Here is a 25,735-nt window from a genome sequence, read left to right on the forward strand (position 1 = left end):
GTTGTTCTATTTTTCAGGCTGGGCCATAGGGATAATTGGAACCGCCATGAACGGGAATCTGGATGGAACCCAGTTCATACTGGATGACTTCATGGTCAGGTGTAATCGTGGCCAGGTGGAAGGAGTAATAAAACTCTTCCCCGTCCGGTTCTTCCGGTTGGAGGCGCAAAGGATTCACCTGACCTTGCGAATACGCTACCGTGCTGCCCTGGTACTTGCCTTTGCCGCTGAACCTCACATTGAGCCAAATTTCCCCGCTGGTAACGGCCCCCTTGTACCAGTCTCCCTCGGTAGGTTCCGGGGCGGCGTTGCAGAACGTCGTCCCGTTGAGAAGCAGTAGCCCCGGCCGCAACCGATAGCCGGTCACGGTAGTATTATCGTCATCCCAGTCCAGGACAACCTGGAACCCAAAACCAGCCGGACGGTCGGGAGCCTCATTCCAAATAACCTCCCCCTCCGGCCCGATGGTAGGGGCCTCCGGTGATTTGTAGGCATTATCGTCGTATTGTATAGTCAGGATTGGGTTATCCTGCTGATCATCTTGGTCCAGCACATCTTGGCCAGATTGCAGGGACTTGGCGCGGTCCAGCATGTCCTGTAGTGACAAATGCGCTGGCACCCCTGTGTTAATAGACGTGCTGCTGCCGGCTAAATCTACGCTTACCCCTTGCACCACGGTGGACATATCCACCCATTCCGCGCGGCCGCCCGTAATAGATAATTGACGACCTACCAACCCGGCGGGAGACAAGGCACGCAATGACTGCAACGTCCCTTCCCAGGGAAGCTGCCGGGTAATCTCATAATAATCCCGCAGGACGCCGGTATAATCCGGCCATTCCTGCTCTGTGCCACCTGTGCCCGGCTTGTCCGGTATTGTGGAACCATCTTCCGGCCCCGTTGTCCCGGACTTGTCGGCCCTGTACCAGCGCTTGGGAGTGTTGACCGTGCGCCCCCTCCATGTCAGTTTGCTGTACCAGCGTTTTTGGCCGTTCACCACTTTTTGCTTTCCGAAAAGCAACTCAAAGCCCGGACGGGGCGGCACCGTGATATAGACCTCCTGAGTCAGCAAGACATAACACCACTTGATGAGTTTACACACCGGCGACAAATCGCCCTTGAACAACTCATAAACCTGGGCGCTTTCCGCCGTGCTGTAATTGCTGGCATCGCTGGCCTTGTTTTTCAGGATGGTTTTTTTGACCGCCCCAAAGCGCGCTCCCGGAACCTCCGCCAGCTTGGGAACTTTTCCCTGCCACCACTCGGCAGCATCATCAGGTCCGGTGGGCAGCTTGTCGCCAAGAACCAGTATTTCGGGTTTAAGGAAAGCCCACATGGGAGACTCGGAGCTTGGCGGTTCTTCTTCCGTTTCATCCGTGTTGCCGGAAATGGCCATCTGTACGGTTACGCATCCCTCCTGGCGCAGGGAGGCCCCGCGCGGCCAAACCTGGGATTGATAGGCCATGCGCCCTGCCGTCAGCACCACCCCCACCGCAGGGGGAACCAGGTCATGGCGCGGGTCCAAATCTATGGCCGTCAGCAAATCCCCGGCGCGATCCAGCGTGACCACTGGAAGGCTGGCTCCATCTGCAACTCTGATCACGGGGGAAGAACCGGAATAATCAACCCAGCACACCATACCAGGGCGCGCCCCCAGCAGCTTGCGCAACACTCCCGCGTAAGTATCACATGCCAGCGCCGTGTCCCATACCCAGGCCGTGGAGGAAACGTCCACCTGAATGCCCACGTCCGCCCCCAGCAATCCATACTTGCGGGCATCTTCCAGGATACTGTTCACCGTGCGGGCAATATATATTTTGCGCGGCACGTCCACATCACTGCCGCCTGCTACATTGGCATTCAAGGCACCTTTCAGACTGCCGGAGGCATTAAAGCAGAGCGTCCCTTCCAGGGGCTTGAGAATGTCATGAACCTCTATATTCCACGCCCAGCTGTTACCGGAAAAGGAGGGGCGGCACCTCCGGACCGTTCCTTCCATGATAGTGACGCCGGACCATACGACGCGCACCGGTTCCTTGTAGTCATAAGGGGGCGGCTCATTTTTGCGGCGGATCATCTGCCGCCAGGAAACGCACATCGGCGTAAAATTTTGCCAACTGTAAGACGCATCTTCCAGGGCTTTATCTGTAAGTTCGATGATTTTCATTTACGTGGTCCGAACTGTGTTTGACTCTTGATGCGGGCCACTTCCTGGCGCAGCTTGTTGAGTTCCGCCAGTGTCCTGGCTTGGTTGGCTGACGTGGTCCTGTAGCTGGTCAGCATTTCCCGGATCAGGGACATGGCCGCTTCCAGTTCCGGAGTGCTATCACGGGGGGAAATGGCTTCCAGCTGCTGCAACATCCTGGTGAGTTCGCCGGATTCACGGCGGGAAATTCCCTTGCCGCCGTCGCCCTGGTCAGACAGTACCTTGCGCACCAGCGCCTCCACTTCCGGGAGGCGTCCGGACACGTCCGTGCGTCCCAGCTCACCCATGCGTCCGGTGAGCCGTCCGCGCTCCTTGATCATCCAGTCATCCAGGGTGAGGGCATCCTTGCTCTTGCGGTCCATCTGTCCGTCCAGGTCGGCCAATTTGCGGGAACGTTCTTCCAGGGTTTTGGCCTTGGCTTCGGCTTCCTTCCGTTTCTTTTCCGCCGCCAGGGCGGCGTCCATGTTATCCAGGGCCGCCGTCGCCGCCTTGACAAGATTGTCAAACCGTCCATCATCCTTGACGTTTTCAATCCACTTGCGGAGTTGTTCCAGGTCTTTGGTTTCTTCCTTGGTGCGGTCCTTAACGGGCTTCCCTTGCAGCTTGGTAATGGTCTGCAATATCCGCTCTATGCCTCCGGATAGCGGCGTGTCCTCATACTTTTCCGCATAGCGGTTCAGGCTGTCCACCGCATACCCCAGCTGCGTTTTAGTATTCTCGGCGGCCCTGGTTTGCCGTTCGGCTGCCTTGTGCTGGGCTTCGGCGGCCTTGACCAGACGGTCAGCCATGCTGCTGGCCAGTGTTGCCGCATGCTGCTTGTCGTCCTGCTGGGCGTTGGTCTTTCCTGTTTCAGCGGATACCTGGGTCTCGGCTGCACGTTGCGCACCATGCAGGGCCAGCAAATCCCGTAGACGCGCCCCGGCCTGGTCAACGGCATCCTGGGCGGCTACGGATTCTTTGAGGGCGGCTTCTATACCATCTGTCTGCCTATGAATAAAAGTTTGTGCAAATTCCAGCACCCGCGCATATTCCAGATATACGGCATCTCCTGACTTGCCGCTCAAATCACCCAGCAGCCCGGTGTCCTTGATCAGAGCCATGGACTTGTCCAGGGCGGTGCGGGCATCCTGGGACCGCTTGGCCAGCACAGCTGCCACCTGTCTAAAATCCTGCCCCTGCATGCCGTACTGGCCGGCCATGGCTTGTTGTTCGGCCAGGACGGACTTGAGGCTTTCTTCATCCTGGGCCTTCTTTTGCTGCCACTGCGGGATGAAGGCGGCTTTTATCGGGGAAAACATCCCGTCCCGTATCTTGCCGTCAGCCTTGACAATGTCCTTTTCCAGTTCTGCTTTACGCTGCGCTATACGTTGCCAATCCTTCAAGGCGGCATCTGCTGCCTTGAGGTTATCTACTTGCCCGAACAAGCCTTCTTTGCTCAAATTCTCCACATTGCCCTTGTTGGGCATCCGCTGGAACTCCTGGAGGCGGCGCACCTGTTCCTCCTTGGCCTCGGCCAGCTGCTGGGCAGTCTTGAGGGCTTGTTCCGCCTGCTGCTGCTCAATGCGGCGGCGGTCTTCTGCATCTTTGGCATCCAGTTTGGCCAGTTCGTCGCGTGCCTGGGAATCGGAAATATCCCCTCTGATTTGCCGCTGCCGGATGATGCTGCGGTTCTTCTCGGTTTCAATCTGTAAAAGCTTGTTCTCCAATTCCAGCCGCGCCTGGGCCTTGCGGTCCAGGTCTTCAATTACCTTCTTGCGGGCTTCATAGGCCGCATTGATTTGCTTGACGCCGGCTTCTTCCTTCTTCAACCATTTTTCTTCTTTCTGCCGTGAGAGAGTTTCGGAAAGCGACGTTTGCCATGCGGCCATCTTGGCCTTGGCTGCGTCCAGGGCGGTGGCCACTTTATCCTTGATCTTGTCCGCTCCTACGCCAAACGCATTGGACAAGGACTGTCCCAGGCTCCAGCCAATATCCCATGCCTGTTTTCCCAGATTGGCCATGTTAGCCATATTCTGCAATCCGCCGTTAAACCGGCGCATCTGATCCATGCCTCCCTTGCCCCAATCCTGAATCTTGCCAGGTAATCCTGCCAATGCGGAAATGCTGCGCGAAAGCCAAGATGAATTTGTCTTTAGACCCTGAGCGGCGGCCCCGATGGTCTTGTCCACCTGCTTAATGGACCCGGTTAGTTCCGACGCGCCTTCCAGCTGCCAGGACATGCCGCCATTGGAGAAAGCAGTGCCCGTATAGACAGGCGGGGCCGATGCACCACCTACTCCCCCGGACAACAAGCTGCCGGGAACCTTGCCGGCAGCCTTGGCCAGACCGTCCACGGCCTGCTGGGCCTTGCGCAGGCCGCCCAGGTTGGCGGTTGTGCCGATGCTGATGCTTACGTCGTAATCCATTAGTCAATATCTCCAGTCAAAAAGAGTTGAATTTCCAGGACGCACCAAAACGCCGTGGCTCCATACCGCTGATCGTTGGTCGGCGGCAAGGGATGCACATTGTCAAGGGTAGCGTGGTACTCCCGCGTCCTCTGCGGAATGCCGGAATGATAGGCTGTCATCCAGGTGACCATGCCCTCCGGATACATCGCCAGCAATTCCGCTGCATCTAATCCCCAAGCCCTGGCAGCGGCATAACTATCGAAAGCCCGCGCCAGAGAAAAAGACATCTGAAATCCGGCATTGCCGCGTGCTGCCTGGTGCATCCAGCGGCTGCCGATCACAGTCTCGCGCTGCACCTGAACGGAGGGCACCACATCCACCAGGGACACCATCACGTCCCCGTAACTGCACAATGCCACCGCCTCCGGGGCACCGTCCCCGATCGGGCGGTAGATCACTGTATCCTGCGAGCGGTAAGCGTCCATGATGATCAGTTAAGGGTTACGGAAGTGAAGTATTTGAAAAATGCCACGGCGGCGGGGTCCGTGATGACGAATTCCGGGTAGTCCACCTGCGTGAACGTCCGGCGTCCGCCCTGGGTATTGACGGCCTCGACGGACAGCTCTACAGCCTCGGTCGTGGTTGGTGGGCTGTCTTGATTATCACTGTAAGTTGTTACCTGCACCAGGCGCGCCCATGCCTGGGAGGCTTGCCAGTCCTCGCCCATGCTGGCAATCGCGGCCACCGCCGCTTCCAGGGCCGGTGCCTGGGCGGCGGGTATATCCGCTTGTGTATAGCAGAGGGAGCGCACAAAGCCGTTGTTGTCCGGGAATCTGGCGGTCATAACAAATTCGTTCCACTGTCCGGGTCGGGGAAACTGTAAATGTATCTCTTGCATGGTGTTATTGCGCTAACTGGTTAATCTTGACGACGGCGGCTTGGGCATAGTGATGGCCGACAAACGCCCACACCTGCCGGGGCTGGCCAGTCGTGTTGGGAGCCAGCGTCAGGGTGATCTGGCCGCCTCCGGCTGGTGTCTGCTCAGAGGACTGCATGCACCATACGGCGGCGGGGTCATGCCCGCACATGGTATCGTTGAGTATATAAACCGCCTCGGACAGCGTGGACGACACCGTCAGCGTTACCTCACCGCCCTCCGCAGGTACATCCAGCGCGGAAGCCGTCACCGCCGGCATGGGCTTGGCCGTTACTCCGTCCATCACCACGCGCCCCATAATGGATCGTACATCGTTGACTCCCAGCGCGGGGGCTGCGTCAATCCTCATGCCTCCCATCCGCAGCCCCACTTGCAAGGTACTGCTTGCCTCGTGAGCCTTGGCCTTAACTGTGACGCAGGCCGTGTGGCCGCTGCCACAAAACAAGGATGTCATCGGCATAACATAATTGCCATCGACAAACAGTTCCCATCTGTTCATGGTGTTTTGATGATCAGAGGTTGCGCGGGGTGCCATTGCCACGGCAACGTAAGTGATCTTGGGCACAAGTGCCCACATATATAGCTGGTCGCCAACGTCGCGCCCATAATCCGTGCCTCGGATCAGGCAAGAAGCCGTGCTCCCCAAGTAACCTGTGGGGTAAATCGTCACCTGCCATGCGGGTGCCATGTCCCGGCTGGTGTAATTATTGACTGCGTTGAGCAACGGATACCTGTAATCCGCTGCGTCCAGATTGTAGTCAGCCCAATGGATGGGGTGAGCATAACAGGGCGCTGCCGGATTAGTTGTCGATGAGTACCCTTGGGATGTGCTCCCCAGCAGGATAGACGCCTTGTCAGAGCCGATAATCCGCCATACAACGGCGGCGGCATAAGCACTATTGTTATGATCTCCCATGTAATTGGCAAATTTCCACGCGCCTGTAGATCGGCCAATCAAAGACACACCGGCGGAGGGCGTCATGGTAATCAAAAAATCGTGCAGATCGTTGGTATACACCGCCTCCTTAGAGGATGCGTTTGCCGTGACTACATTATAAGCGTCGGACATCTGCATCTGCCGCACCAGTGTTGTCACCCATGACGGGATCAGCGTTTCCATGTAGTAGTTCATCCGCCGCCAATTATCCGCGGCCTGCTGCTCTAGCAGTGCCTCATAGGATAGCGCCTCCTGGGCCGTGGCGGGAAGAGGCACGCGCACGCCCCTGGATGCCGTGACGGTGGCATCAAATACCTGTGGCTGTGTCCATGTGTAGGATTTGGAGGTGTCCACAGCGCCCACGTCCCCGCGCGGTATGGTCATATCCAGTTGCCACGATCCCGGCGTGCTGCCGGGTGTCAGGGAGGCGGTTGCCTGGCTGCCTGGCTCGCCCGTCGTGACCGTGCCAACAGTGATGGCCAGACCCTCGGCAATCTCCTGGGCCGCGTCCCTGGCCGCCTCGGATGCGCGGGCATCCTGGTATGTCTGCTTGCTGGTAGCGGCAGCATAATCCGTCAACCGCTGCACCTCGGCGCGGGTGGCCAGATTAACCCCTCCCACGCTGACGCCGTCCTGATAAGTGCAGGACAACATCACTGCGGGCATGACGGTGGCATCGGTAATCGGTCCGTCCAGCGCAGACGCTATGCCGCGCCCATCAGCCGCCGTCACCATCTGGCGGGCGATGGACAGGGGCAGCTCCACTGGCGCCTCCGGTGTGCCACCATAGACATGCAGCGCCACCTCATCCCCGATCACAATCTCCGTATCGCCAATCATCCCCCACATGTACAAGTCCACGTCAGTGCTAGATGCTACGGCCTGGCTGGATCGTGCCGCCAATACCCAGTCCCCGCCCGGAGCACGTCGCCAGATGTCCAGCCAGCGCGGTGTGGTGTCCGTCGTGCCGAGGACGGCCCACATGTACACGTCGCGCACCTTGCAGACGTTACCCTGGTAGCCGACCAACGTGTCATCCCCAAATTTAAACCGCGCCCATGACCACGCCACGGTCTGGTCCTGGTCATAGCCGGGTGGCGACATGGATGCCGTGCCGCTGGCCGGAGTGACATACATGCCGGCATCGTGCAGGGCGTCCGGTAACTGAGCCGCCAGGGCGGCAGCAATCAGAGCATGCCAATCGGCCAATACCTCGGCGGGCGGCGCGTAATCCACCGGCAGGATGTCCCGGCGCACCGTCACCCTGATCGGGCGCGAGGTGTGTTGCGCTCCGTCCGGAGATACCAGCACCACCTCGGCCACCAGGGCTACGCTATCCGCATTCCCCAGCGCCTCCTGGAGCGGAACCGTATTGACCACCCAGGACGCTTCTTGCCAGTCATCCTGGCGGGTAAACTCGGTCACGGTCATGATCAGGTCGGCGCTGCCTATCGTCTGCTTGACCGCCAGCGCCGGCGTGCAATCCGTGAGTGCGTGGTCCACACGGATGCGCATCGGCACCGTGTCGCCCAGCACCAGGGACAAATCCGTTACCGGCACCCCGGAGGGCCAGCGAACCGCCATTGTTCTGCTATCAATTACCAATTCCATCTTGATCGTGATCGGGGGATATGGAGGGCGGAGGCTGCTTGCCCCCGCCGCTCCGGGTTTTCATCAGGCTGATGCCTGGGCCGCCAGCGCCTTGGGCGTCAGCTTTTGCAGCGGGCTGTATTCAATGCTCAGTTCCCATTCGGCGGTTGCCGGGTCGGACGCGAAATTCGGAGTATTCGTCAGCCGCAGCCTGCCCATGACGCACCACTCCATCAGATCCTTGCCGTTTTCGGCGTGGTCCGTCAGGCGGCCATAAAGCCAGACCTTGATTTCACCGTTGGATATAAACGGCACGGCTTCCTGGTTGTCCGCCAGTTCATCGGCCACGCCAAAGGCAAGCTGAATCACTTCCGGCGCAATGTACTGCGTGGTGAATTTAAGCTTGTACTGCTGTACCATGGTTACATCCTCCATTTCATACATGCCGGTGGCGTCATTCACGCCCTCAATCTGGACGTTCTTCTTGACCTGCTCCACCTGGCCGCTCTTGATTTTACCCAGGTACAGCCAGGGGCCGGGAGCTTCGGAGGTGGGGATTGCCGGACATGCGTCCGCGCCCACTGTCTTGCTACCGTCCGTTACCCCGAATTTGGCAATCCTGATCGGCATGCCGCCAATAAGGTAGTTCACTCGTCTTGTTGCACTCATAATGTTTAGTCTTTTGTATTTAATATTTAGTCTTTAGTTTGACGGGCACGTCAGGTGTTAATACACGCGCTTGGCTGCCTTGTCGGCGGCAAGTTCCTCGGCTTGTTTGGCCGTTACCGTCACCAGCGAGCCGGCGGCAAAACGCCAGCCGTCAATCTCGGTTCCTGTCTTGAGGATGCGCACCTTGACGGAGGCTTCCTGCTTTGCTTCCCCCTCGGCTGCTGCCGGGGCCTGTTCTTGTTTGGTTTCTACTTTTGCCATGGTTCTTTATGGGTTGAAAATTGTTACACTCGCATGCGGCGAGAAAGGAAGACCACCCTCCCGACGATGTTTTCCAGGTCGGCCACATCCTCCGCCATCAAGTCCGCCGTTCCCACAAACCACGGCTCCATGATCAACCCGTCTCCGGCATCGGGGTCCCAGTCTGACAAGGTGCGTATCACTTCGGCCAGCAAGGCGGATGACCGGCGCAATCCGGAATCTTCATCCGTCTTGGCCGTCACCATGACCAGAATGGCCACCCGTGCCGTCCAGATGCTTACTCTGGCGTTGTCGGCTCCCTGCCAGTCCATGCCCAACCCGGCGGGCATGACGGCCACGGCTCCGTCATATTGACGGTCGGCCAGGGCCAGCTTTTGGGTCTGGTCATCCCGGTCATAGGGTTGTTCCAGCACAAGGGGACGCAGGTTTTCATTTTCACACAGACGGTTGATAACCGTCTCGCAAAAGGTAAATTCCGGAGAATCTTGAATCGTGTTCATTGTAAATCCAGGTATTGCATGACCGCCTCCCGGACGGAGGTTTGAAAGGTTTCTGCGGATGGCATCACTTCCGGCTTGGCTTCAATCGTGGCGGATTTGAGGAAATATCCCAGCGGAGTAACCTTGGCCGTTTTGCCATTCACCTTTCTCTTGTACTTCCGGACATGGGCCAGGTACGGGCGGCCATTTTCGGATTTCAGCACCATGACCTCCTTCGGATCATAGCCGGCTTCCGCCAGACTTCGGCGGCGTATTGGGGAATCGTCAAACGGCACCAGCAGGCTTTTAATCGGGCGGCCTGTTACACGGGACGTCTTGCCCGACGGGCGTACCGTTCCACCTTTCCAGTGCAGCCGCACTCCTTTCTTGGTGATCAGGACAACAGCCATGTTCCCGTCCAGCTGGGGAGGCATGATGCTTTGTGAGGCTTCCGGCCAAAAATAGCGGGATTGGGAGGCGCGCCCCATTTCATCCAGACTATGGAGTACTTCGGCATAAACCGCCCGCGCTCCTTCCATGGCTGCGGCGTTGGCATCCACATGGGACAAATCCAGCTTGCCGGTTATGTCAACCTTGAGGCGGATCATGCCGCTTGCCCTCCCTTCCAGATAAGCGCGTCTCCATTCCGTACGGCTCGCCCTCCGGACAAAACCGTCACCTGGGCCATAACATCGGCATCCAGGCTGGCACCACTCGCCTGCAATCCCGAGTTCATGGAGCCGCGTTTTCTGCCCTGGGCGGCAATTGCCGCCGCGTCTTCCGGCTTCACCAGGCCCAGACGCTGGGCGTCATTCCAGGAGACGGGGCGCCGTCCCATGCCGGAGTTATAATCATAGGGAGGATAGGGCAAATCAAAACGGGACAAGGCCGTCCAGATCGGAGATTCATTCAGGGCCACCATTTCCTGGGCGCTTGCTCCTTCACCGCCTACCAAAGCATAAGCTTCACGCCATCGTGACGGCCAGTCCCGTTTTTCCACCCGTTCCGCAATGCGCACCAGACGCTGGGCCGGGAACGCAACGGAGCCACGGAACAGTTCCTGTTGCGCGTAGCCGGCCACCATGGCCTGGTTGGTTTCAAGCACCAGGCTCTGGCGTTGCACGGTGCGCAAGTCCTGTATGGTTCCTTCCTTGCCCTCCGGGGGCTGATACCCTGCGGAGGCCAGGTAGTCTCCTATCGCTTCGCGGGCTTCCGTCTTGGACAGGCTGCCGCCAATCATCCCTTTCACAGCATCCCTGTGTTCCTGAAGGATATGAGCTTCATCCACCAGCGCCATGAAAAAGGCACGCTCCCTGATGTCGGCGCGCATGCCTTCCCACTGCGCCGCAGTAAGCTTCACAGGCAGCAGTTTCAGGGCATTGATGATGTCGATCAGGGATGGCATGGTCTTGGTTCGTTACATGACGCCGTTGCGGGTGCGCGGCCCCCAGCGGATGGGACGGCCGGAATAATGGGGGCGCGGCGTAGAGTCTCCGCCGTCATCCGCCAGGACGTAAGCGCCGGAAGAAAGATCATCCAGCACCTTGTTGGCGCGGTTCCAGTCCGCCGTCCGTTCTTCTGTTACCCCCAGGGAGAACCGCACCAAGCAGCGCCAGCGCACCAGAGCCACGGCCACCCAGCGCAGTTCCCTGGGAATATCCTGCTCGCTTCCCCGCAAACGGGTGCGGCCGCCTGCCGCGATCCTGGAACGGATTTCGGCGGGAACAGCCGTGACAATCTCGGCCACAGGATCTGGTGCGCCTTGCTGCACCGCGTCCTGACGCTTCATCCGGATTTTCTGAGTCTCATTGGGAGCCAGAGCTTCATCCAGGATGCTTTCATTTACCGGTTGCCAATCCATAAACGGGGAAGCTGTGAGTTGTTACGCCACGGAAATGCGCTGAATGGCGATCGGAGCGGTGATTCTCAAATCTTCCGACCAGAGCACTTCATCAAATTCCCTGTGGTTGAGGTCATCCCGGAGGGTGTGGACTTCCGCCACGCCGGGGGCATCAATCGTGAACGTCTTGACGGCGCTCATGTCTTCCGTAGTCGGGCTTTCCGATTTGTGGAAGATGAACACGTCCGCGCCCAGGATGCCTTTCTTGACAGCCGCCTTGCCCAGCTTGGCCGTGTTGACCGGCATGGAGCCGATGCGGATGTCCATGTTGGGGTTCAGCAGCATGCCGCGCACGTCATCCACCGTTGCGCTGGCTTTAATGCCGGACAGGCGGGACAGCACCTTGGGGTGATTTTTGAATACGCGCCAGGCGGACAGCCCCCAGGCCATATATTCCGGCATGGAGCCGGTATCGTTGTTGATTTTTTCGATCAGGGCGTCAAGTTCGTCAACCGGGTCCTTGTCCGCTCCGGCCGTGCCAGACCAGGCGCCCTTGCCGGATGCCGCCGTTACGGCGGCACGTATCTTGGCCCAGCCTTTGTATTCCCGGTTGACCAGCTGTGTGGACAGCAGCGTATTGAGCTTGCCGTTACGCATGAGCGCAAACCCTTTTTCACCGGCTTGCTTGCGCTCCCAGTCGCGGATGGGGATTTTCAGGCCGTGAGGTTCGCAGTCGTACTTGTCCGTGGAGGCGTTGAAATGCACCGTCTGGCTCTCGCCGTCTTCCGGGATCACGGTATCGTCGTAGATCTGGAACGGGTCGTTCTTGTCAAACAGCTTGTAATCGCCGCTGGCCGTGCCGGTGGAAACATAAGGCGCAATGAAGTCGATCAGACTGTCGGCCCGCTGCGCCATGAAGCCCTGCGCGAAAATCGTCAGGGTTTCGTTGAATGTGTTTGCATCTTGATACATAATTGATGTTCTAGTGTGTGTGTTAATCCGTTGATGAATGAACCGGCTATCAGGAGCCGGCGGCCACCGTAACCGGGGCCGGGTGCCGCAGCACCGCCTTGACCAGCTGGTCGCCTTCGCCGGTTTCCGCCGCCGTGGCCACCACCATGTAGGTGCCGGCAGCCGTCGGGAGTGCCTTAACGCGGCCGTCGCCCATCAGCACCAGGTCCGTGCCTTCCTTGACCGTGCCGGGGGCACTCCCCAGCTTCACGGCCACGATCCCGGAAAATCCGGGTTTGAGGTAGGTGGTCGAGCTGCCCTTGTCGGCCCCGATGTGCACCGCTCCCACGGGCTTGTCCGTGGTGGCGGTGCTGCATACCAGTTCTGCGGAGTCATTGCGCACCAGGAAGCAGCCTTCCTTTTCGCGCAGGTCTTCCCCGGAAATTCCCTGGGCTACTGCTGTTTCTCGAAAGATCATGATGAATAATTCCTTTCTAATGGTTGGGGTTATGATGGGGTTACGCTTCGCCAAGTTCGCGCTGCGCCTGGGACAGGGCTTCAAAGTACCCCATGCCGGTGCGCTGCTGGATTTCATGGGCGCGGTCGCGGATGGACAGGGCCTTGCGGGTCTTGTCCGCCTTGTTGTTCATGCCGGAGCGGTTCATGATCGGACGGGAAAACACGGGAGCACTGGCCGGCTTGCCCTGCTGATTGGCTTTGCCTTTGGCGGCAGCACGATTCTTGAGCACCTTGATGGCGCGTTCCCGGTTCGTGATGATCTGTTCCTTCATGATTTCCTTTTCTTCCGGCGTCATGTCTTCCGCGCCTTCCGAATTCAGGATCGCTTCCGCTTCCGCCTCCTGGGCTTCGGCTGTCGCTTCCTGTAGGGTGGCAATTGCAGCCAGGACTTCCTCAAGGGTTGCCTCTTGGGTAAGGCCCAGCTGTTCGGCTATTTTTTTCAACTCTTCCATATTCGTTGGTGTGTTGTCGGTTATTGGTTTTCCGCTTTCGCGGTTCGTGATGGGCCTCTGCCCACGATTATTTGGCCGGTTGGTCAATGCCAGGCCGACCAAGCGGTGGGGCCTGTAGCGGTTCCCTCCCAGGCTTTCCATGGTTTCCGGTTCGTATTCCGTGGAAAAATGCTTGTATTCCTTCCCCTCAATCAGATTCAGCCCCGTGGGTGTCCATTCCTGCCAGCCGCATAAGTGGTATTTCCCGTTATCGTCCCAGATAGCCGGGTTCTTCATCCACGACTTGGCTGCCGTGTCATTGTCCGGATTGCGTGACAGGTGGTCTTTATCCACCAGCAATTCCTTTTCCCAGTTCCGGCACAAGTCCAGCATGGCGGCATTGTCCAGTACCTGGATAATTTGCTTGCCGTTTTCCAGCGTGGTGGGGTGTTCTCCGTTGGCTTCGATCATGTACCAGCCGTCTCCCGGATCGTCCAGGGGGCGCAGGTCGTTTTCTTTGATGAAGTTGATCATGACTTTGTTTGTGTCTTGATGTTTGATGATGATGTGTTACTGTAAAAGTCCGGTCGGCAACCGGTGGCGGAGGGTTCTAACCGAAACCACCATGTAGATGGGAGGATCATATCTCCGTTCATCCGGCCGTAGGCCCAGGTCCATGACCTGGGCGCGCTTGTTTAAGGGGTTCTCTTTTTGTGGGCGGTATGCAGTTTGCCGCCCTTGGCGTTCCTGCGTCCGCTTCCTTTCTTGTTTTCATGTTCCACGATTACCTGGGTGTCCTGGTGGACAATCCGGCTGCGGCTGGGCTGCGGGTCCGGCATTACTTTTCCCTTCACGGCGGTAACGGCCATTTTCCCGGTGGTCATGCCCTGGCTGCCGTGTTTGCGCAGCACATGCGCCACGCCGCTGCCTCCCTTGAATCCTTCCCGCTTTTTCCCTACGGTGCCCCCTTTCACGGTTAGAGCGCCCACGCCTTCCTTGTGGATGGCTCCCGTCACGCTACCGCCTTTTTTGGCCACACGGTCCAGAGCTTTTTTCAACGCTTTCACCTGCGTCTTTTCATTGGAGCCTTTCGGGGCCACCAAGGGAGTGCTTTGCTTTTTCTTTTCCTTGCTTTCGCGGCTGGTTCCCTTGGCTTGTTCCTTCCCCCAGCGCACATTGGCCGCGTGCCTTGCCGCTTCGCTCCGGCTCATATTCTTCACAGGTTCGCCTCCCTCCGGGGTGGAATGCCCATTTCCTGCGTTTTGCAACGGGGTTGCAACGGGGTTTCCTGTGTCTTGCGGCTCATTGTCCGTTTTCGGAGGCTGCGCTCCTTCTGCGGGTATTTGGGCGGCCGTTTCGGCAGCAGCAGCAGCAAGGCCGCTCACGGCGGATTCTTCCAGCAGCCTGGTGTAAATTTCTGCACGGCGCTTGATTGCTTCCGGGTCCAGCACGGTAAGCAGCCTTTCCTCCGTCGTCACGGCGGGCGCTGTATATTCGCGGTTGCGGATCAGGGGCAACGGCAGGCCGGGAGTTCCCATGCTCTGCAACACCGGTTCCCGGTAAGTCACCCGCATGCCGGTCATTTCGCTGACTTCCTCGTCTTCGGCCCGGTAGCCTACGGCGGCCATCTTGGTGATCTTGTCCACGTTGGCAGACTTGGCTTTTTCGTCCTCCGCATCCATGGACCAGTACACCAGGCGGGGCTTGCCCGGATAGAGGCGTTCCAGCCAGCGGTTCACAAACTGCTTGCTGATCACTTCGGATATTTTCACGGCTTCCGCCTTGGCCAGCGTCCGGAACACTTCCATCTGCGCCTCTCCGGCCAGGGTGCCCGTTCCGGATTCCGCCAGAGAAGTGAGGGTGCCCCCCGTGGCCCGCATGATCATCTTTTTATTCGCAAACACGGCACGATCCTGAAAAGTCACGCCGCCTGTGGCCGTCGTTTCCACTGGTACGATCTTACCGCCGGCAGGATAACCGCCCCGGCCATCGCCCAGCAGCTTGAACATGATTTCATCGTATTCCGCCGCCTTTTCGTCACTGGTTCCGGGCGGATATTCAAAGAACAGGGCCGGATTGCCAAACACGTCAATAAAACCATCCCAGCCGGCTTCCGAGTGCGCCTTGATGGTGATTGCGAACAGGGCCACAATGTCAACCGGACGAGGCACCGCCCGGATGATCAATTCTCCGTCACTGACGGGGTGCAGGTCCGACAGGCTGTTCACCGCCGTGGGATTGTAAAACCAGGGTCCCCTCTTCATCGGACGGTTCCAGAACCACTGGTCCACCGGTTCCAGCCGTATCTCGTCGCCGTCGATTACTTCTTCCAGGTGAGAAAATCCACGGAACGTAGCCAGGCCCAAGTGTTCAATGACCTCGCTCATGTTGGAGACCCGGCTCATGATGTCGCTCATGGTCTGCTGCTGGTCGTCGGCCAGAGCCTGAAGGGCCGGATCATCCCCCACCGCATCGGAGTTGATGCTGATGCCGTGATCCAGTTCCCCCAGCGCGGACAGGCGGCGGTCCACCAGCGTGCCCAGCGTGTCGTCCCATTCTTCCAGGGCGTCAAACACGAACATCACATCCGCATACCTCCCTTCACGCCAGGCGCAGTACAATTCAACCGTTCTTTCCGGCGTCAGGTCCGGCAGGGGATTGTAACGTTCCCGCCAGGCAAGGCTATCGTAAAACGGCGCCACCGTATTGCGGGAGGCATATCTTGGTAAACGTCTCATCGTCTAAAGGCTCCTTTCCAGCGTTGCCATGTCCTGCCGGTTGCAGCCCATCGGTGGGGGGAACACGTTCCATGTTCCTTGGCCGCATGGATGGCCAGGGACGCCGCCCAAAAGCGGTCGGCATGGCCGTTGCTTGTCCGCTCGCCCACATAGCGCACATTCCCCGCGCTGGTGGTTTCCTTCCGGATGGAGCGAAAATCTGAAATGAGTTCCGGCTTGTTGGGCATCCGGAATTCCCCGTCTTCCATACAGCGGCGCAGGGTAATGGCCAGATCTTCCTTAACTCCTGCCGTGAACTGCACTTCTTCCACCTTGCTGCCGTGACGGCGGCGGGCGTCTTCTGCTAATTGCCGACCTATGCCGGTGGCATCCAGGCACACCCGCTTCACCCAAGGCATGGCTGCATATTTGTCGATGATAGACGCCTGTTCGGAAAATGGCATGTTGGCCAGTTCAATAATCCTCACCGTCCGGCGGCTCTTTCCTTCTACTTTGAGCAGCCATAGCACCGTCAGGTCATGCACACGTCCAATGTCTCCGCCCAGGGCATAATGGGCAGCCGGGTTTAGTTCTTCCTCCCAGGCCGTACCGGCAGGATAAACGGAGGCGTCGATCAGGTCATAACCAATGAATGCCCCCGCGTCGTCAGACGGGATGCACATGTATTCTTGGAGGAAGGTTTCTTCATCCGGGCATTCCCGGCGCACGGCGTTGAAATAGTCCGTCTCGTCGTATTCCTGGCGTGGATCATCCTTCGGCCATTTCTGCTGCAACTTGTCCAGCAGCCCTTCATTGAGCGCATCTTCCAGAGTGATGCGGTGCAAGGAAAACCCTTTAGGGTTGCCTCCTTCCCGGATTTCCTGGATCAGTTGGTTGAAATAGTTCTGACTGCCGCGATGGGTGGACCATATCCACAGGTTCCCCGCCCAGGTAATGCCAGGGTACATGATGCCATAAAGATGGCGGTTGTCAGGATTCAGGGCGAATTCATCGGCGCGCCGGTTGCCGCGCTTGCCCGCCTGGGCGTCGCCGTTTGAGGACAGGGAATAGATGACTTGTTCATTGGCGCATCGTAATACCTGGGCGGATTGTTTTTTTCCTCCTTCATCCAGTAATACCTGTTCGCCCATGTCTTTGGCGACCAGTCCAAAGATTTTTGCCCAGTTCAGGCAGTCCTGAATATACAGCTTGGCCTGCAAGGTGTCGCGGGAGGTGATCCAGGTATCAATATGATTGTTTTCTCTGGCCGTGTCCTTCATGTCCGCGTAGGAAGAGCACCAGGTAAAGCCGATCTGGCGCGCTTTTTCCGCGATTTTCATGCGGGACTGGTCCTTGATCCATTTCGCCTGGCAAGGCAGGAACAGCGTATCAGGGGCTTTAATCTTGGCTCTTCCCATGGGTTACAGTAACTTGAGGCGTTCTTCCACTTCTGCGATTGTTTCGGCGCTTAATCCCTTGCGTGCGGAATTCAATGTGTCTTCCGCCAGCCGCTTGGCTTCCGCCGCCTTTTGTTCCAGCAAGGACAGCTTTCTTTCATCCAGCTTCATCTGTTGGGCCTTGATGACCAGGTCCATAAAAATCTTGAGCGTCTTGGGATCACTGCCCGGCGCGCTGGCCAGGTCGAACACGGTCATGCGCACCGCTTGCAAGGAGGCTTCGTCCAAGCCCTCGGCATCCATCTTGTTGAGCTTGGCGGCTATGTCCTGGCGGCGTGTCGCCATGAGAGGCTGGACGTGGTTGTGGTAATACTGCGCAATGCTCGTCAGGCTCCAACTGATGCCGTCTTCCGCCACCCGTTCCTGCACGGCCTTGTAGGTCGTCCCGGAAAAGAACATTTCATCCACCGCATCCCGGAGGTAGGGCGGCAGATTGGCGGCTACGCTGTCCTGACGGAGTTTCTTCATTGTTTGTATAAGATGTAAATGATGGCTAGGCTAAAGGCCATGGAGGCAACGGTGACAATGGCGTCCGGGATGGTCATATCTGTCCAAGTTGTAATATGCCGGTGTCCGTGATCATCCACTTGCGTTCCCCGGTCAGTTCATTGCGAGTGCCAATGATGCAAGAGGATTGTTCCAAATCCGTAAGGGCGTCTTCTATTTCCAGCAGCGTGGGGCGCGGCTGCACGTCCAGGCAGACCTCCGCGCGCAGTACCTCGTCGCGCTGTGTGTAGGTTTTGGGCATCCGCTTGAGGCTGTGCAGGATGGCAATTTTAATTTTTGCGTGATGGTCCATGGTTCCCAGGTATTAGAGTTTTACAAAGCAGTTCCATTTTTCCGTCCAGACTGGCTAGCGTTTTGGCCATTTCGTCAATGCGTCCGTGGGCTTTAGTTTCAGATTCCCGCTGCAATCGTTCGATTTCGGCAATGTCGTTTTCAATCCTGGCCAAGTCTTCCTTGGTCGCGTACTCGGCAGCCATTTTGACGGAGATTTGCTTGGTCTTGCCTGCCATGTAACCCATCCCGCCAATGCCTCCAGCCCCGATCAGAGCACCCAGCATCTGACCCACCGCTCCGGCGTCCATCGTGGCCGCCGCCTCTGCAATTACGCCCCACATTGCACCGCATAAGCATGGATGCCATGAGCAACGGCTTGGGCCAGTACCTCACCCTTTTTGCGGATAAATTCCACATCGGAATCTACGGAGAGAAAAGCCCCTTCCACAATCACTGCCGGGCAAATGGTGCCCTGCAAAAACACGTCGCCACGGTTGGCGTAAGGCGTTCGGATGTTGCGATCGGCCAATTCCGTGATCAGGTCAAATTGCGCATCAATCGCCTTGGCCAGGGCAATACCTTTGGTGCTGCCGTCGTAATGCACCACCTCATGGCCACCTTTACAAGTTGGAGAATCGGCAGAATTAAGATGCAGGCTCACGGCAACATCGGCGCCCCAGGCGTTGATGGCTACGCATTCATTCTTGATGCTGCGGCTGTAATCCTCGCGCCGGAAGACGCGCACCTGGTGCCCCATCTTTTGCAGTTCCTTGGTGATGGCTGGCGTGTACTGCGCCCAGAAAGGATGCTCGGCCAGGCCGTCGCGGCTTACTGCGCCCTGGTCGCCCGTGGAGCAATGCCCGATGTCTAATGCTACTTTCATAGTTAATAGTGATCAGTTAACAGTTAATAGTCCGGTTACTTGGAAGTAGCCTGTACCACGGGAGGAACCACAACCACGTCCGGGGTGGACTGGGACCAGGCAACGCTGTGAGAGTCACGGTCAACCACCAAGGACGATCCGCCACGGATGACCACCACCTGGCCGTCCGTGAGAGCCACGCTGGCGGCGGTCTGCTTGTCCGTGCTGCTGCACGCCCAGGACATCATGACCAGGGACATGCCAATCACGAGCAAGAGGGCGGAGTCGCCGGCGCCGGATGTATGGGACGCTCTCGGCGCTGACTCGTCAGCACCTCCATCCTGGCCGCCGGTCGGCTCCGCAAATTGATATTTGCCCACGGTCACAAACCGGAGCAATACGTTGACCGCACCAAGAGCGGTCGTAAATTCTACTGGATTGGATTCAAGCCAATCCCTCACTGACGGCACCAATAAAGAGACCAGGGCGGCAGCGTTGATCCAAAATGTCCGGCTCAAATACCAGGGCGTATTCTTCTTTGCCGTTTGCTGGGGGGTGATTGCCCCGGCGTCTCCCGACGCGAGGGCTTGTTCTCTATTAGTACCACTATTTATCAGGGCATCGCTATTGCCGGTTCCGCTGAAATCTTGTGCGTCGTTCATGTGGGCACTTTAGCCCACATTCCGGATTGTGCTGCGGCATTTGCGGCAAAAGCGGCGTTTGCCGTAAAAGCTGTATTTGCAGCATTTGCGGCAAAACTAAAGAGCAAGCGTCATCTGCTGCATCTCCCGTGCATACTGTACCGCCTGCGCTTGTGCCCTGGATGCAACATCTTTCACTTGCGCCTTGTACAACAAAAATTTACGACCTCCACGCCTGGCACGCCATCCAATCAATTCTCCGTCCTCAATCATGCGGCGCACAGTGTCTTGGCTGTAACCAAGCATCCGTGCGGCCTCTGTCACTCCACAAGTTCCCCCCTTCACCCAGCGAGTGATATTTGCGTCCATGCACACAGTATAACACACGGGCAATGGCCTTGTTCCAACATTTCAAACAATAAAAAAGCCGCCAGATTTTCCTGGCGGCTTTCTTCATTGATGGGGATATTTCTTAGCTAAAGTCTGCAACACTGTGGTGAGCCTACCCACTAAATGATCAGGCTTGATTTTTTCAACTCCTGGGGTGGTCTCTTTCTCGTAAGGGGGGTATGGTTTCTTCTTTGTTCCCGTGAAAACAAAGGATTTGTGAAATGGGTAAATATAGCGGTAAGTTTTTGTGTCAAAACATTCCAGACGGCCCAAAAGTAAATCTATGTTCTTATGCAGGAAGCGGGAACGGCAAGCGGAATTGCTTAATCCTTGCTCATGAAAAATTTCTCCCGTCATTTTATCACGGAAAAAGCGAGTGATATGGTAGCCATAATAATCAAAATTGGCCGCCTTATAGATAGTCCCGCACCCCAAGCGGCCATCAGCAAAAGACTGCACTGCTACAATGGCAGAATCAAATAGACGCAATAGTTTGAGAGATGCGGAAATGAGAATAGACTCGGAATTCTTCCCTAAACAATCGTCTATCCACATCCGATTAAGCTCGCACATCCACCCATTGGGTACATCAGAAATGTAATTCTTGGCTCGTGGGCACTTTGGCCAGCCATAAACCGCCACCCCTAAACATTCATCAGGGGCGCCTTCCTGAAAGAGTCCGAAGTTATAAAGGCCGAAGGGAGTATTCCACTTATGTGAATAATGGTTCCGGATGATCAGGTCTTTTGCCAAGGTCTTGCTGATTGGCCGTATGATCAGCGTTCCCATATGGGAAGTCTTCTTACGTATTTCCAATGTGCTCATGCACATCAATATAGACGCAAATCTAACATTTGCATCATAGTGTAACAAATTTACAATAAATTTATTACGCCTGAATAACTACATGAAATTCACGGTCAGCCGATTGCAGCTATGTCATGCTATCGGGTAGACTTCGGGCGACGGCATACACAGTTATATTCTGTTTTCCCTCCTATAGTTTCACTAGTGAAGTAAAATATAGGTTCCCAACCATCTTGAAAAAGATGTTTAGGCAAAGAGTTGCGTTTAAGGTAGTTGTCATCACCCGGTTTTAAGGATGTATCGTTAATACGATCTATAGGCTCGGCTTTGTATTCGTAGTCCACGACAACATCATTCCGATTGAGTACAAGCATCCCCAAAAATATGGAGCTACATATAGCTGCAATAGTAATTATTACTAAACATGTTATATGTATTTTTTTCATCTTCTTTTCGATTTTAAAGATTGAAGTGTCCCTTCCAAAGTGCTGATGGCCATGTCCAATTGTGCCTGTAATCTGATAACTTCTTGGTGCCAGTAATCATCAATATTGTCACATATAGGTTCATCACCGCCCATCAACCATTCCATGGGAACCCCTAATACCTTAGATATTTTATATAGCTCTAGAGACTTAGGGAATGCCAAACCGCGCAAATATTTTGATACAGCTCCCTGAGACAAATTAGTTAGAATAGCTAAGTCTTTTTGGGTCAAACCTCTACGCTTCATCATTTCCAAAAGTCGTAGAGAAAAGTTTCCAGAAGTATTATTTTCGTCTTGATCGCTCATAGAAGTAGTACTACTTTGAGAAAGTAGGCCGCACAGTGGCGGCCATAAAGAGACCCTATCATGATTACAGATACAGCACAAGATAACATCTCCGTGCATTGGCTATACAATGTCAAGGGATACACCTTTACGCAAGCTGCACGCGCCATCAACAAAACGCCTAGTCATGTGCGCCGCGTTGTGCGGGGGGATAGAAACCACAAACCAACCGTGGAAGCATTGCTAGCCCTACCGGATAAGGAATTAACTGATCTGCGGACCGACAAGAAGCAAGGAAGCAAGCAATGATCACCATCCGAGATATTATGGAATTTGCTGGTGCAATAGCCGTCATAGCCCTGATGGGCTGGTTGGCAGCCTGGGCGGTGGTTCATTGTTTGGATACGGAGGCCGAACAAGTCCGCTCCGGTATCAAGGATGCTCGCACCGCCGTGTTGCCTGTACCCCTCACCAAGTAACGCCATGCAGCCAAGTGATGATGCTGTAGACATGGACGCCCCTATGACAGCCGATGAATGGGCGTTATGGAATGCCCTTTGGAGCATTCCTGAGTTTCGGCGGCATTACGGAATTGATCATAGGGGAGAACTCACCCAGCAGGAAATAGCTTCCTACATAGGACTGCCTAGGCAGTCCGTGCAGTACTATGAAAAGAAAGCCTTGCGCAAGCTTAAAATTGCTTACCATAAGAGATTTAACAATGAAATATGAGATTCAGATTATACCTCAAGGAGAGGTGACAACCACAAACCGTGATTGGGAAATTGCAATCGTCCGAGCCAATGCACTGCACGGCCAGATTGCAGGATTGACGGGGCAAATCCAAACCCTGGAGCAGAAACGCTGGATGACAGCGGTTGTGCTGGGCGGGTTGCTGGCTAGAATGAAAGCGGCAGCCCAGCACGGGGAATGGGGAAAGTTATTCGGCAAAACGGAAACATGTTTCCGTTTTGATGCTAGGACGGGCAGAAACTACATGAAGCTCCACCGGGAAGTGCTCAAGCGCGCCAAAAAGCTGGGCACGGTGGATGTAGCGTTGATTGAGTCCGGACGCCGAGATGCCCGCACGCTGGAAGAGATCGGCAAGCTATCCGACGCCGACAGCCTCCGGCAAGCCTACTTTGATTTTGGGGTAGTGAGTGCGCCCAAATCTCACGGCTTCAAAGAATCCGGTAATCCCGCCGGACGCCCAGCCGGGGAAAAAGAACCCGACCCGGAAGCGGAACTCGCGGAAGCCCGGAAGCTGGCCACCTACGCCAAAAACAAACTTTGCCAGGACTTGAGCGAGTTCTGCGACTTTGGCCGCCACGCCTTGCTGGACAAGGACGACCTGGCCGCCCTGGAAATCGTCCTGCGCTCCACCTTGGACCAAGTACAGGCCGCCCGCAAATCCGCCCAGGACAGGCCCAGCAATCCGGACAGCCTCCCCGTGGCGGATGTGTTCGCCGCCACGGGAAATAACTCCAGCTTTAACATCCCATCATTATAACATCATGAAAGAATTCCTGAAAGATCACTTTGTCTCCTTAATCCTTCTCCTTAATTACGGGATTTTCCTCTTCAATTTTATTCTTGTAGAAAGATACAAACGCATTCTTACCCGCAGATACCAAGTCGCGCTTAGCCAGGAAGAATCTTACACCACAAAGTCCAATATTAAGTACCACTAAGTAAATAATAAAAGTGTTTTCTGTTCTTATAATTACAAAAAAAATAACGGTCCACGCTGCACACCAGACCGTCTCATAAACACAAGACACCGCCAATTGGATTGTATTTTGCAGGATGTATATCCCTCTTTGAATATTATCACCTTTTTTCAAGTTAGCATGTAAATTGGCTAACTCTCTAGCTTCTCTTTCCAGTTGAACCTTTCTCTTTTTCCTCCATTCCTGAAATACGTATCCGAACCATACCGTGCCTATCGACAAAACTATTTCAAACCAGTGCTCCGCTATGAAATTCACCAAATACTCCATGCCGAAAACTAGACAATTAACCTTCTGAAAACAACAGAAAAATGAAAACTGTACCCGTACCTGCCCACGATCCAGACTGGCTGGCACTTGATATGCCTACCCGCGACCGGGTTTATTGCTGGCTGGCGGCCCTTTCTGATTTGCCTTCCGGCCTGCCGATTTGCGGAACGGGTGGCATTATCGATCGGCTGGCCAAGGCCATGGGGTGCAGCAAGGGGCTTGCCAAAAAAAGATATTATGCCTGGCGGGAAGACCCCGGCAACTGGCGTGCCATGGTGAACGGTAATACGCTCAAATCCCGCACCGCCAACACGGGGGTGCATTCTCCCCGTTTCGTCGCCTGGGGCAAGGCGATCCTGGACAAACACCAACGTTCCGAGCAGCAGGGCATTCTGGAAATCCAGCACCGCATCATTTCCGGCAGAGAACAAGTTCCGGGGTTCGAAGACTGGACCAAAGCCACGCTGCCGCCCGGATGCTCAGCGGCCAATCTCCGCAAAGTGCTGGCCCGAACCAAAGCCGAAAAACAGCAGGGCAAATGGGGATCGCGCGCCGCCGCTGCCGTGCTGCCTTATGTGCGCACTTCTCGCGTTGGCCTGCCCGTGGGTGGTCAATACATGTTCGACGACGTATGGCATGACCATTACGTCACCTTTGCCGGAAAGCCTGTGCGCGTGCTGGAATTCGGCGCCCATGACGTTGCGTCCGGCTGCCGGTTTGACTGGGGGCACATGCCCTTTGTGACGTTGCCGGATGATCCCAAAAAGCGGAAAGCCCTGGACAATGAAATGTTCAGGCTCTTCTTGGCCAACATCCTTTATTCCACCGGCTACCATCCGGACGGCTGCTTGTTGATGATGGAGCACGGCACGGCCAACCTTTCAGAAAAATACATTGCGGCGCTTCACGACCGCACAGGCGGCGTGATTCGCGTGGGCATGGGCGGTATGACCGGAGCCGGCAACGCCCTGATGGGCGGCTGGGCCGGACGCGGCGCAGGAAACCCCCGTTATAAAGCCATGATCGAATGCCTGCACAGCCTTATTCATAACGTGCTGGGGGCATTGCCTGGACAATCCGGACGCGACCGCCGCCAGCCGGAAAGCACCGACGGCATGATTGCCTACCAAGACAAGCTGTGCAAGGCGCTGCCACGCCTGGGCGAGTATGCCGACATGATCAAATCCCCCTTCCTGGATTTTTACCAGTTCTCTTTAATCCTCCGGGACGTGTACGCCATCATCAACAACCGCACCAATCATGCCCTGGAAGGCTGGCGGGAATGCGGCCACATGATCCGCGAGTACGCGCTGGCGGAAGGCGTCTGGACGCCGGAAAACAAACTGCCCGATCCCACCAGGGGACAGGCGGAATTGCAGGCATGGCAGGCCATCCGCGCGCTGGTGCTGGCCGATCCTTCCCGCCTGCGTGAAACGCGCCTGTCTCCAGCCGCCGTGTGGGAGCAGGGCAAAAAGCAACTCTGGCGCATACCGCTGGACCTGTACGTCACCCTGCTGGGGCCGGAAAAGGTGCGTACCCTGACCGTCAAACGGGGGTACATGACTTTGCAGGACAAGACGCTTTCCCCGGAACCGCGCATTTACCATGCCTATTATACAGACCTTGACGACGGACGCCGCCATGAACTGGCGGACGACAAGCACGACGTGGTGATCAACCCGTTCAAGCCGGACACGGTGATCGTGCTGGACAAGCGCGGCGGCATTCTGGGAGCGGCTCCGTTGAGCGTGGCCGCCGCCCGGAACGACGAGGACGCCGTGAAATCCCAAATGGGCCTGATCGCTTCCCGCCGCGCTGACCTGATGATGGACTACAAGGTCCGCAATGCCCCCGCCAAGGAAAGCGTGGCGGCGCTCAAGGAACACAATGACGCCGTGCTCCGCCTGGCGCGCCAGCAGCCTGACGCCCTCCCGGACGACCGGGACGCGCTGCCCGGCGCTCCCTCCGTTCCCGGCGTGGACGTGTTCGCCGCTCCATCCTTTCCTGACAGGGAAGACGAACCGGAGCCAGAAACAGGAGCGGAATATCACCTTTCCCTGGAAGACATGATTCCCGGCTAAAGCTCTTTTTTCAAACAACAA

At 56.5% G+C, this 25,735-nt stretch carries 30 protein-coding genes; 5 read left to right on the forward strand and 25 right to left on the reverse strand.

All coding sequences use genetic code 11. From position 1 onward, the window contains the following. Positions 1-13: 13 nt before the first annotated feature. The 24 genes from J5W70_RS10100 to J5W70_RS10215 form a co-directional block, all read right to left on the reverse strand. On the reverse strand, positions 14-2,167 hold the full coding sequence (locus J5W70_RS10100) for a hypothetical protein (protein ID WP_022398050.1): 2,154 nt from the start codon (positions 2,165-2,167) through the stop codon (positions 14-16). After that, positions 2,164-4,611, reverse strand: a complete 2,448-nt coding sequence (locus tag J5W70_RS10105; RefSeq protein ID WP_022398049.1) for a coiled-coil domain-containing protein — start codon at positions 4,609-4,611, stop codon at positions 2,164-2,166. Before J5W70_RS10105 ends, J5W70_RS10100 begins: the two co-directional genes overlap by 4 nt. Continuing rightward, the gene (locus J5W70_RS10110) at positions 4,611-5,078 is read right to left on the reverse strand and encodes a hypothetical protein (RefSeq protein WP_022398048.1); all 468 of its coding nucleotides are present in this window, start codon (positions 5,076-5,078) and stop codon (positions 4,611-4,613) included. The genes J5W70_RS10105 and J5W70_RS10110 overlap by 1 nt, the downstream gene beginning before the upstream one ends. A 5-nt stretch (positions 5,079-5,083) precedes the next feature. Continuing rightward, complete coding sequence (locus J5W70_RS10115; RefSeq protein ID WP_022398047.1) at positions 5,084-5,437, reverse strand: hypothetical protein; 354 nt, start codon at positions 5,435-5,437, stop codon at positions 5,084-5,086. A gap of 58 nt (positions 5,438-5,495) precedes the next feature. Continuing rightward, on the reverse strand, positions 5,496-8,078 hold the full coding sequence (locus tag J5W70_RS10120; RefSeq protein ID WP_215832793.1) for a hypothetical protein: 2,583 nt from the start codon (positions 8,076-8,078) through the stop codon (positions 5,496-5,498). Positions 8,079-8,141: 63 nt separating this feature from the next. Next, the gene (locus tag J5W70_RS10125; RefSeq protein WP_215832794.1) at positions 8,142-8,708 is read right to left on the reverse strand and encodes a hypothetical protein; all 567 of its coding nucleotides are present in this window, start codon (positions 8,706-8,708) and stop codon (positions 8,142-8,144) included. A gap of 75 nt (positions 8,709-8,783) precedes the next feature. Then, positions 8,784-8,987: a hypothetical protein gene (locus J5W70_RS10130; protein ID WP_022398044.1), complete on the reverse strand. Its 204-nt coding sequence runs from the start codon at positions 8,985-8,987 to the stop codon at positions 8,784-8,786. A 23-nt stretch (positions 8,988-9,010) separates the two neighbouring features. Further along, complete coding sequence (locus tag J5W70_RS10135; protein ID WP_022398043.1) at positions 9,011-9,487, reverse strand: hypothetical protein; 477 nt, start codon at positions 9,485-9,487, stop codon at positions 9,011-9,013. Continuing rightward, a complete protein-coding gene (locus J5W70_RS10140; RefSeq protein ID WP_022398042.1) occupies positions 9,484-10,074 on the reverse strand; it encodes a hypothetical protein in 591 nt (196 codons plus the stop codon). Before J5W70_RS10140 ends, J5W70_RS10135 begins: the two co-directional genes overlap by 4 nt. After that, positions 10,071-10,871 (reverse strand): hypothetical protein, encoded by an 801-nt coding sequence (locus tag J5W70_RS10145; protein ID WP_022398041.1) that lies wholly within the window; start codon positions 10,869-10,871, stop codon positions 10,071-10,073. Before J5W70_RS10145 ends, J5W70_RS10140 begins: the two co-directional genes overlap by 4 nt. Before the next feature lie 12 nt (positions 10,872-10,883). Continuing rightward, positions 10,884-11,327 carry a hypothetical protein gene (locus tag J5W70_RS10150; protein ID WP_022398040.1) on the reverse strand — a complete coding sequence of 148 codons (444 nt, stop codon included), beginning with the start codon at positions 11,325-11,327 and terminating at the stop codon, positions 10,884-10,886. A 21-nt stretch (positions 11,328-11,348) separates the two neighbouring features. Continuing rightward, complete coding sequence (locus J5W70_RS10155; RefSeq protein ID WP_022398039.1) at positions 11,349-12,278, reverse strand: hypothetical protein; 930 nt, start codon at positions 12,276-12,278, stop codon at positions 11,349-11,351. Between the two features lie 49 nt (positions 12,279-12,327). Then, entirely contained in the window at positions 12,328-12,735 is a 408-nt protein-coding gene (locus J5W70_RS10160; protein ID WP_022398038.1) for a hypothetical protein, read from the reverse strand. 40 nt (positions 12,736-12,775) lie between these two features. After that, positions 12,776-13,741 (reverse strand): phage protease, encoded by a 966-nt coding sequence (locus J5W70_RS10165; RefSeq protein ID WP_022398037.1) that lies wholly within the window; start codon positions 13,739-13,741, stop codon positions 12,776-12,778. A gap of 161 nt (positions 13,742-13,902) precedes the next feature. After that, positions 13,903-15,945, reverse strand: a complete 2,043-nt coding sequence (locus J5W70_RS10170) for a phage portal protein family protein (RefSeq protein ID WP_022398036.1) — start codon at positions 15,943-15,945, stop codon at positions 13,903-13,905. Then, complete coding sequence (locus tag J5W70_RS10175; RefSeq protein ID WP_215832795.1) at positions 15,942-17,342, reverse strand: phage terminase large subunit family protein; 1,401 nt, start codon at positions 17,340-17,342, stop codon at positions 15,942-15,944. Before J5W70_RS10175 ends, J5W70_RS10170 begins: the two co-directional genes overlap by 4 nt. Positions 17,343-17,345: 3 nt before the next feature. Beyond that, positions 17,346-17,849, reverse strand: a complete 504-nt coding sequence (locus tag J5W70_RS10180) for a phage protein Gp27 family protein (protein ID WP_022398034.1) — start codon at positions 17,847-17,849, stop codon at positions 17,346-17,348. Positions 17,850-17,922: 73 nt separating this feature from the next. Beyond that, positions 17,923-18,180 (reverse strand): hypothetical protein, encoded by a 258-nt coding sequence (locus J5W70_RS10185; protein WP_022398033.1) that lies wholly within the window; start codon positions 18,178-18,180, stop codon positions 17,923-17,925. Next, positions 18,158-18,502, reverse strand: coding sequence for a hypothetical protein (locus J5W70_RS10190; RefSeq protein WP_022398032.1), 345 nt, complete (start codon positions 18,500-18,502; stop codon positions 18,158-18,160). The genes J5W70_RS10185 and J5W70_RS10190 overlap by 23 nt, the downstream gene beginning before the upstream one ends. Then, entirely contained in the window at positions 18,490-19,044 is a 555-nt protein-coding gene (locus tag J5W70_RS10195; protein ID WP_215832796.1) for an N-acetylmuramoyl-L-alanine amidase, read from the reverse strand. Before J5W70_RS10195 ends, J5W70_RS10190 begins: the two co-directional genes overlap by 13 nt. Before the next feature lie 35 nt (positions 19,045-19,079). Beyond that, complete coding sequence (locus J5W70_RS10200) at positions 19,080-19,403, reverse strand: hypothetical protein (protein ID WP_215832797.1); 324 nt, start codon at positions 19,401-19,403, stop codon at positions 19,080-19,082. A 378-nt stretch (positions 19,404-19,781) separates the two neighbouring features. Then, a complete protein-coding gene (locus J5W70_RS13025) occupies positions 19,782-20,033 on the reverse strand; it encodes an excisionase family DNA-binding protein (RefSeq protein ID WP_215832798.1) in 252 nt (83 codons plus the stop codon). A gap of 84 nt (positions 20,034-20,117) precedes the next feature. Beyond that, positions 20,118-20,843: a Mom family adenine methylcarbamoylation protein gene (locus tag J5W70_RS10210; protein ID WP_215837054.1), complete on the reverse strand. Its 726-nt coding sequence runs from the start codon at positions 20,841-20,843 to the stop codon at positions 20,118-20,120. A gap of 460 nt (positions 20,844-21,303) precedes the next feature. Beyond that, positions 21,304-21,654, reverse strand: coding sequence for a helix-turn-helix domain-containing protein (locus tag J5W70_RS10215; RefSeq protein WP_215832800.1), 351 nt, complete (start codon positions 21,652-21,654; stop codon positions 21,304-21,306). 60 nt (positions 21,655-21,714) lie between these two features. On the opposite strand from J5W70_RS10215, the gene J5W70_RS10220 reads away from it, so the two are divergent. From J5W70_RS10220 to J5W70_RS10235, 4 genes are read left to right on the forward strand one after another with little or no spacing between them, the layout of a single operon-like run. Beyond that, a complete protein-coding gene (locus J5W70_RS10220; protein ID WP_215832801.1) occupies positions 21,715-21,942 on the forward strand; it encodes a helix-turn-helix domain-containing protein in 228 nt (75 codons plus the stop codon). Continuing rightward, positions 21,939-22,112 (forward strand): hypothetical protein, encoded by a 174-nt coding sequence (locus tag J5W70_RS10225; RefSeq protein WP_022398029.1) that lies wholly within the window; start codon positions 21,939-21,941, stop codon positions 22,110-22,112. The genes J5W70_RS10220 and J5W70_RS10225 overlap by 4 nt, the downstream gene beginning before the upstream one ends. 4 nt (positions 22,113-22,116) lie before the next feature. Then, a complete protein-coding gene (locus J5W70_RS10230) occupies positions 22,117-22,365 on the forward strand; it encodes a sigma factor-like helix-turn-helix DNA-binding protein (protein WP_215832802.1) in 249 nt (82 codons plus the stop codon). 25 nt (positions 22,366-22,390) lie between these two features. After that, positions 22,391-23,143, forward strand: coding sequence for a hypothetical protein (locus J5W70_RS10235; protein WP_215832803.1), 753 nt, complete (start codon positions 22,391-22,393; stop codon positions 23,141-23,143). A 37-nt stretch (positions 23,144-23,180) separates the two neighbouring features. On the opposite strand, the gene J5W70_RS10240 is transcribed toward J5W70_RS10235, so the two are convergent. Continuing rightward, on the reverse strand, positions 23,181-23,633 hold the full coding sequence (locus tag J5W70_RS10240) for a hypothetical protein (RefSeq protein ID WP_215832804.1): 453 nt from the start codon (positions 23,631-23,633) through the stop codon (positions 23,181-23,183). A 41-nt stretch (positions 23,634-23,674) separates the two neighbouring features. On the opposite strand from J5W70_RS10240, the gene J5W70_RS10245 reads away from it, so the two are divergent. Then, the gene (locus J5W70_RS10245) at positions 23,675-25,714 is read left to right on the forward strand and encodes a hypothetical protein (RefSeq protein WP_215833019.1); all 2,040 of its coding nucleotides are present in this window, start codon (positions 23,675-23,677) and stop codon (positions 25,712-25,714) included. Positions 25,715-25,735 lie beyond the last annotated feature (21 nt).

It is taken from the genome of Akkermansia massiliensis (assembly GCF_018847375.1).
Classification (GTDB): domain Bacteria; phylum Verrucomicrobiota; class Verrucomicrobiia; order Verrucomicrobiales; family Akkermansiaceae; genus Akkermansia; species Akkermansia massiliensis.

Bases quoted from the DNA above. Each gene is read 5' to 3' on its own strand.
- J5W70_RS10100 (WP_022398050.1), bottom strand. From the start codon at position 2,167: ATGAAAATCATCGAACTTACAGATAAAGCCCTGGAAGATGCGTCTTAC.
- J5W70_RS10105 (WP_022398049.1), bottom strand. From the start codon at position 4,611: ATGGATTACGACGTAAGCATCAGCATCGGCACAACCGCCAACCTGGGC.
- J5W70_RS10110 (WP_022398048.1), bottom strand. From the start codon at position 5,078: ATGGACGCTTACCGCTCGCAGGATACAGTGATCTACCGCCCGATCGGG.
- J5W70_RS10115 (WP_022398047.1), bottom strand. From the start codon at position 5,437: ATGACCGCCAGATTCCCGGACAACAACGGCTTTGTGCGCTCCCTCTGC.
- J5W70_RS10120 (WP_215832793.1), bottom strand. From the start codon at position 8,078: ATGGAATTGGTAATTGATAGCAGAACAATGGCGGTTCGCTGGCCCTCC.
- J5W70_RS10130 (WP_022398044.1), bottom strand. From the start codon at position 8,987: ATGGCAAAAGTAGAAACCAAACAAGAACAGGCCCCGGCAGCAGCCGAG.
- J5W70_RS10135 (WP_022398043.1), bottom strand. From the start codon at position 9,487: ATGAACACGATTCAAGATTCTCCGGAATTTACCTTTTGCGAGACGGTT.
- J5W70_RS10140 (WP_022398042.1), bottom strand. From the start codon at position 10,074: ATGATCCGCCTCAAGGTTGACATAACCGGCAAGCTGGATTTGTCCCAT.
- J5W70_RS10145 (WP_022398041.1), bottom strand. From the start codon at position 10,871: ATGCCATCCCTGATCGACATCATCAATGCCCTGAAACTGCTGCCTGTG.
- J5W70_RS10150 (WP_022398040.1), bottom strand. From the start codon at position 11,327: ATGGATTGGCAACCGGTAAATGAAAGCATCCTGGATGAAGCTCTGGCT.
- J5W70_RS10155 (WP_022398039.1), bottom strand. From the start codon at position 12,278: ATGTATCAAGATGCAAACACATTCAACGAAACCCTGACGATTTTCGCG.
- J5W70_RS10160 (WP_022398038.1), bottom strand. From the start codon at position 12,735: ATGATCTTTCGAGAAACAGCAGTAGCCCAGGGAATTTCCGGGGAAGAC.
- J5W70_RS10165 (WP_022398037.1), bottom strand. From the start codon at position 13,741: ATGATCAACTTCATCAAAGAAAACGACCTGCGCCCCCTGGACGATCCG.
- J5W70_RS10170 (WP_022398036.1), bottom strand. From the start codon at position 15,945: ATGAGACGTTTACCAAGATATGCCTCCCGCAATACGGTGGCGCCGTTT.
- J5W70_RS10175 (WP_215832795.1), bottom strand. From the start codon at position 17,342: ATGGGAAGAGCCAAGATTAAAGCCCCTGATACGCTGTTCCTGCCTTGC.
- J5W70_RS10180 (WP_022398034.1), bottom strand. From the start codon at position 17,849: ATGAAGAAACTCCGTCAGGACAGCGTAGCCGCCAATCTGCCGCCCTAC.
- J5W70_RS10185 (WP_022398033.1), bottom strand. From the start codon at position 18,180: ATGGACCATCACGCAAAAATTAAAATTGCCATCCTGCACAGCCTCAAG.
- J5W70_RS10190 (WP_022398032.1), bottom strand. From the start codon at position 18,502: ATGTGGGGCGTAATTGCAGAGGCGGCGGCCACGATGGACGCCGGAGCG.
- J5W70_RS10195 (WP_215832796.1), bottom strand. From the start codon at position 19,044: ATGAAAGTAGCATTAGACATCGGGCATTGCTCCACGGGCGACCAGGGC.
- J5W70_RS13025 (WP_215832798.1), bottom strand. From the start codon at position 20,033: ATGGACGCAAATATCACTCGCTGGGTGAAGGGGGGAACTTGTGGAGTG.
- J5W70_RS10210 (WP_215837054.1), bottom strand. From the start codon at position 20,843: ATGGGAACGCTGATCATACGGCCAATCAGCAAGACCTTGGCAAAAGAC.
- J5W70_RS10215 (WP_215832800.1), bottom strand. From the start codon at position 21,654: ATGAGCGATCAAGACGAAAATAATACTTCTGGAAACTTTTCTCTACGA.
- J5W70_RS10220 (WP_215832801.1), top strand. From the start codon at position 21,715: ATGATTACAGATACAGCACAAGATAACATCTCCGTGCATTGGCTATAC.
- J5W70_RS10225 (WP_022398029.1), top strand. From the start codon at position 21,939: ATGATCACCATCCGAGATATTATGGAATTTGCTGGTGCAATAGCCGTC.
- J5W70_RS10230 (WP_215832802.1), top strand. From the start codon at position 22,117: ATGCAGCCAAGTGATGATGCTGTAGACATGGACGCCCCTATGACAGCC.
- J5W70_RS10240 (WP_215832804.1), bottom strand. From the start codon at position 23,633: ATGGAGTATTTGGTGAATTTCATAGCGGAGCACTGGTTTGAAATAGTT.
- J5W70_RS10245 (WP_215833019.1), top strand. From the start codon at position 23,675: ATGAAAACTGTACCCGTACCTGCCCACGATCCAGACTGGCTGGCACTT.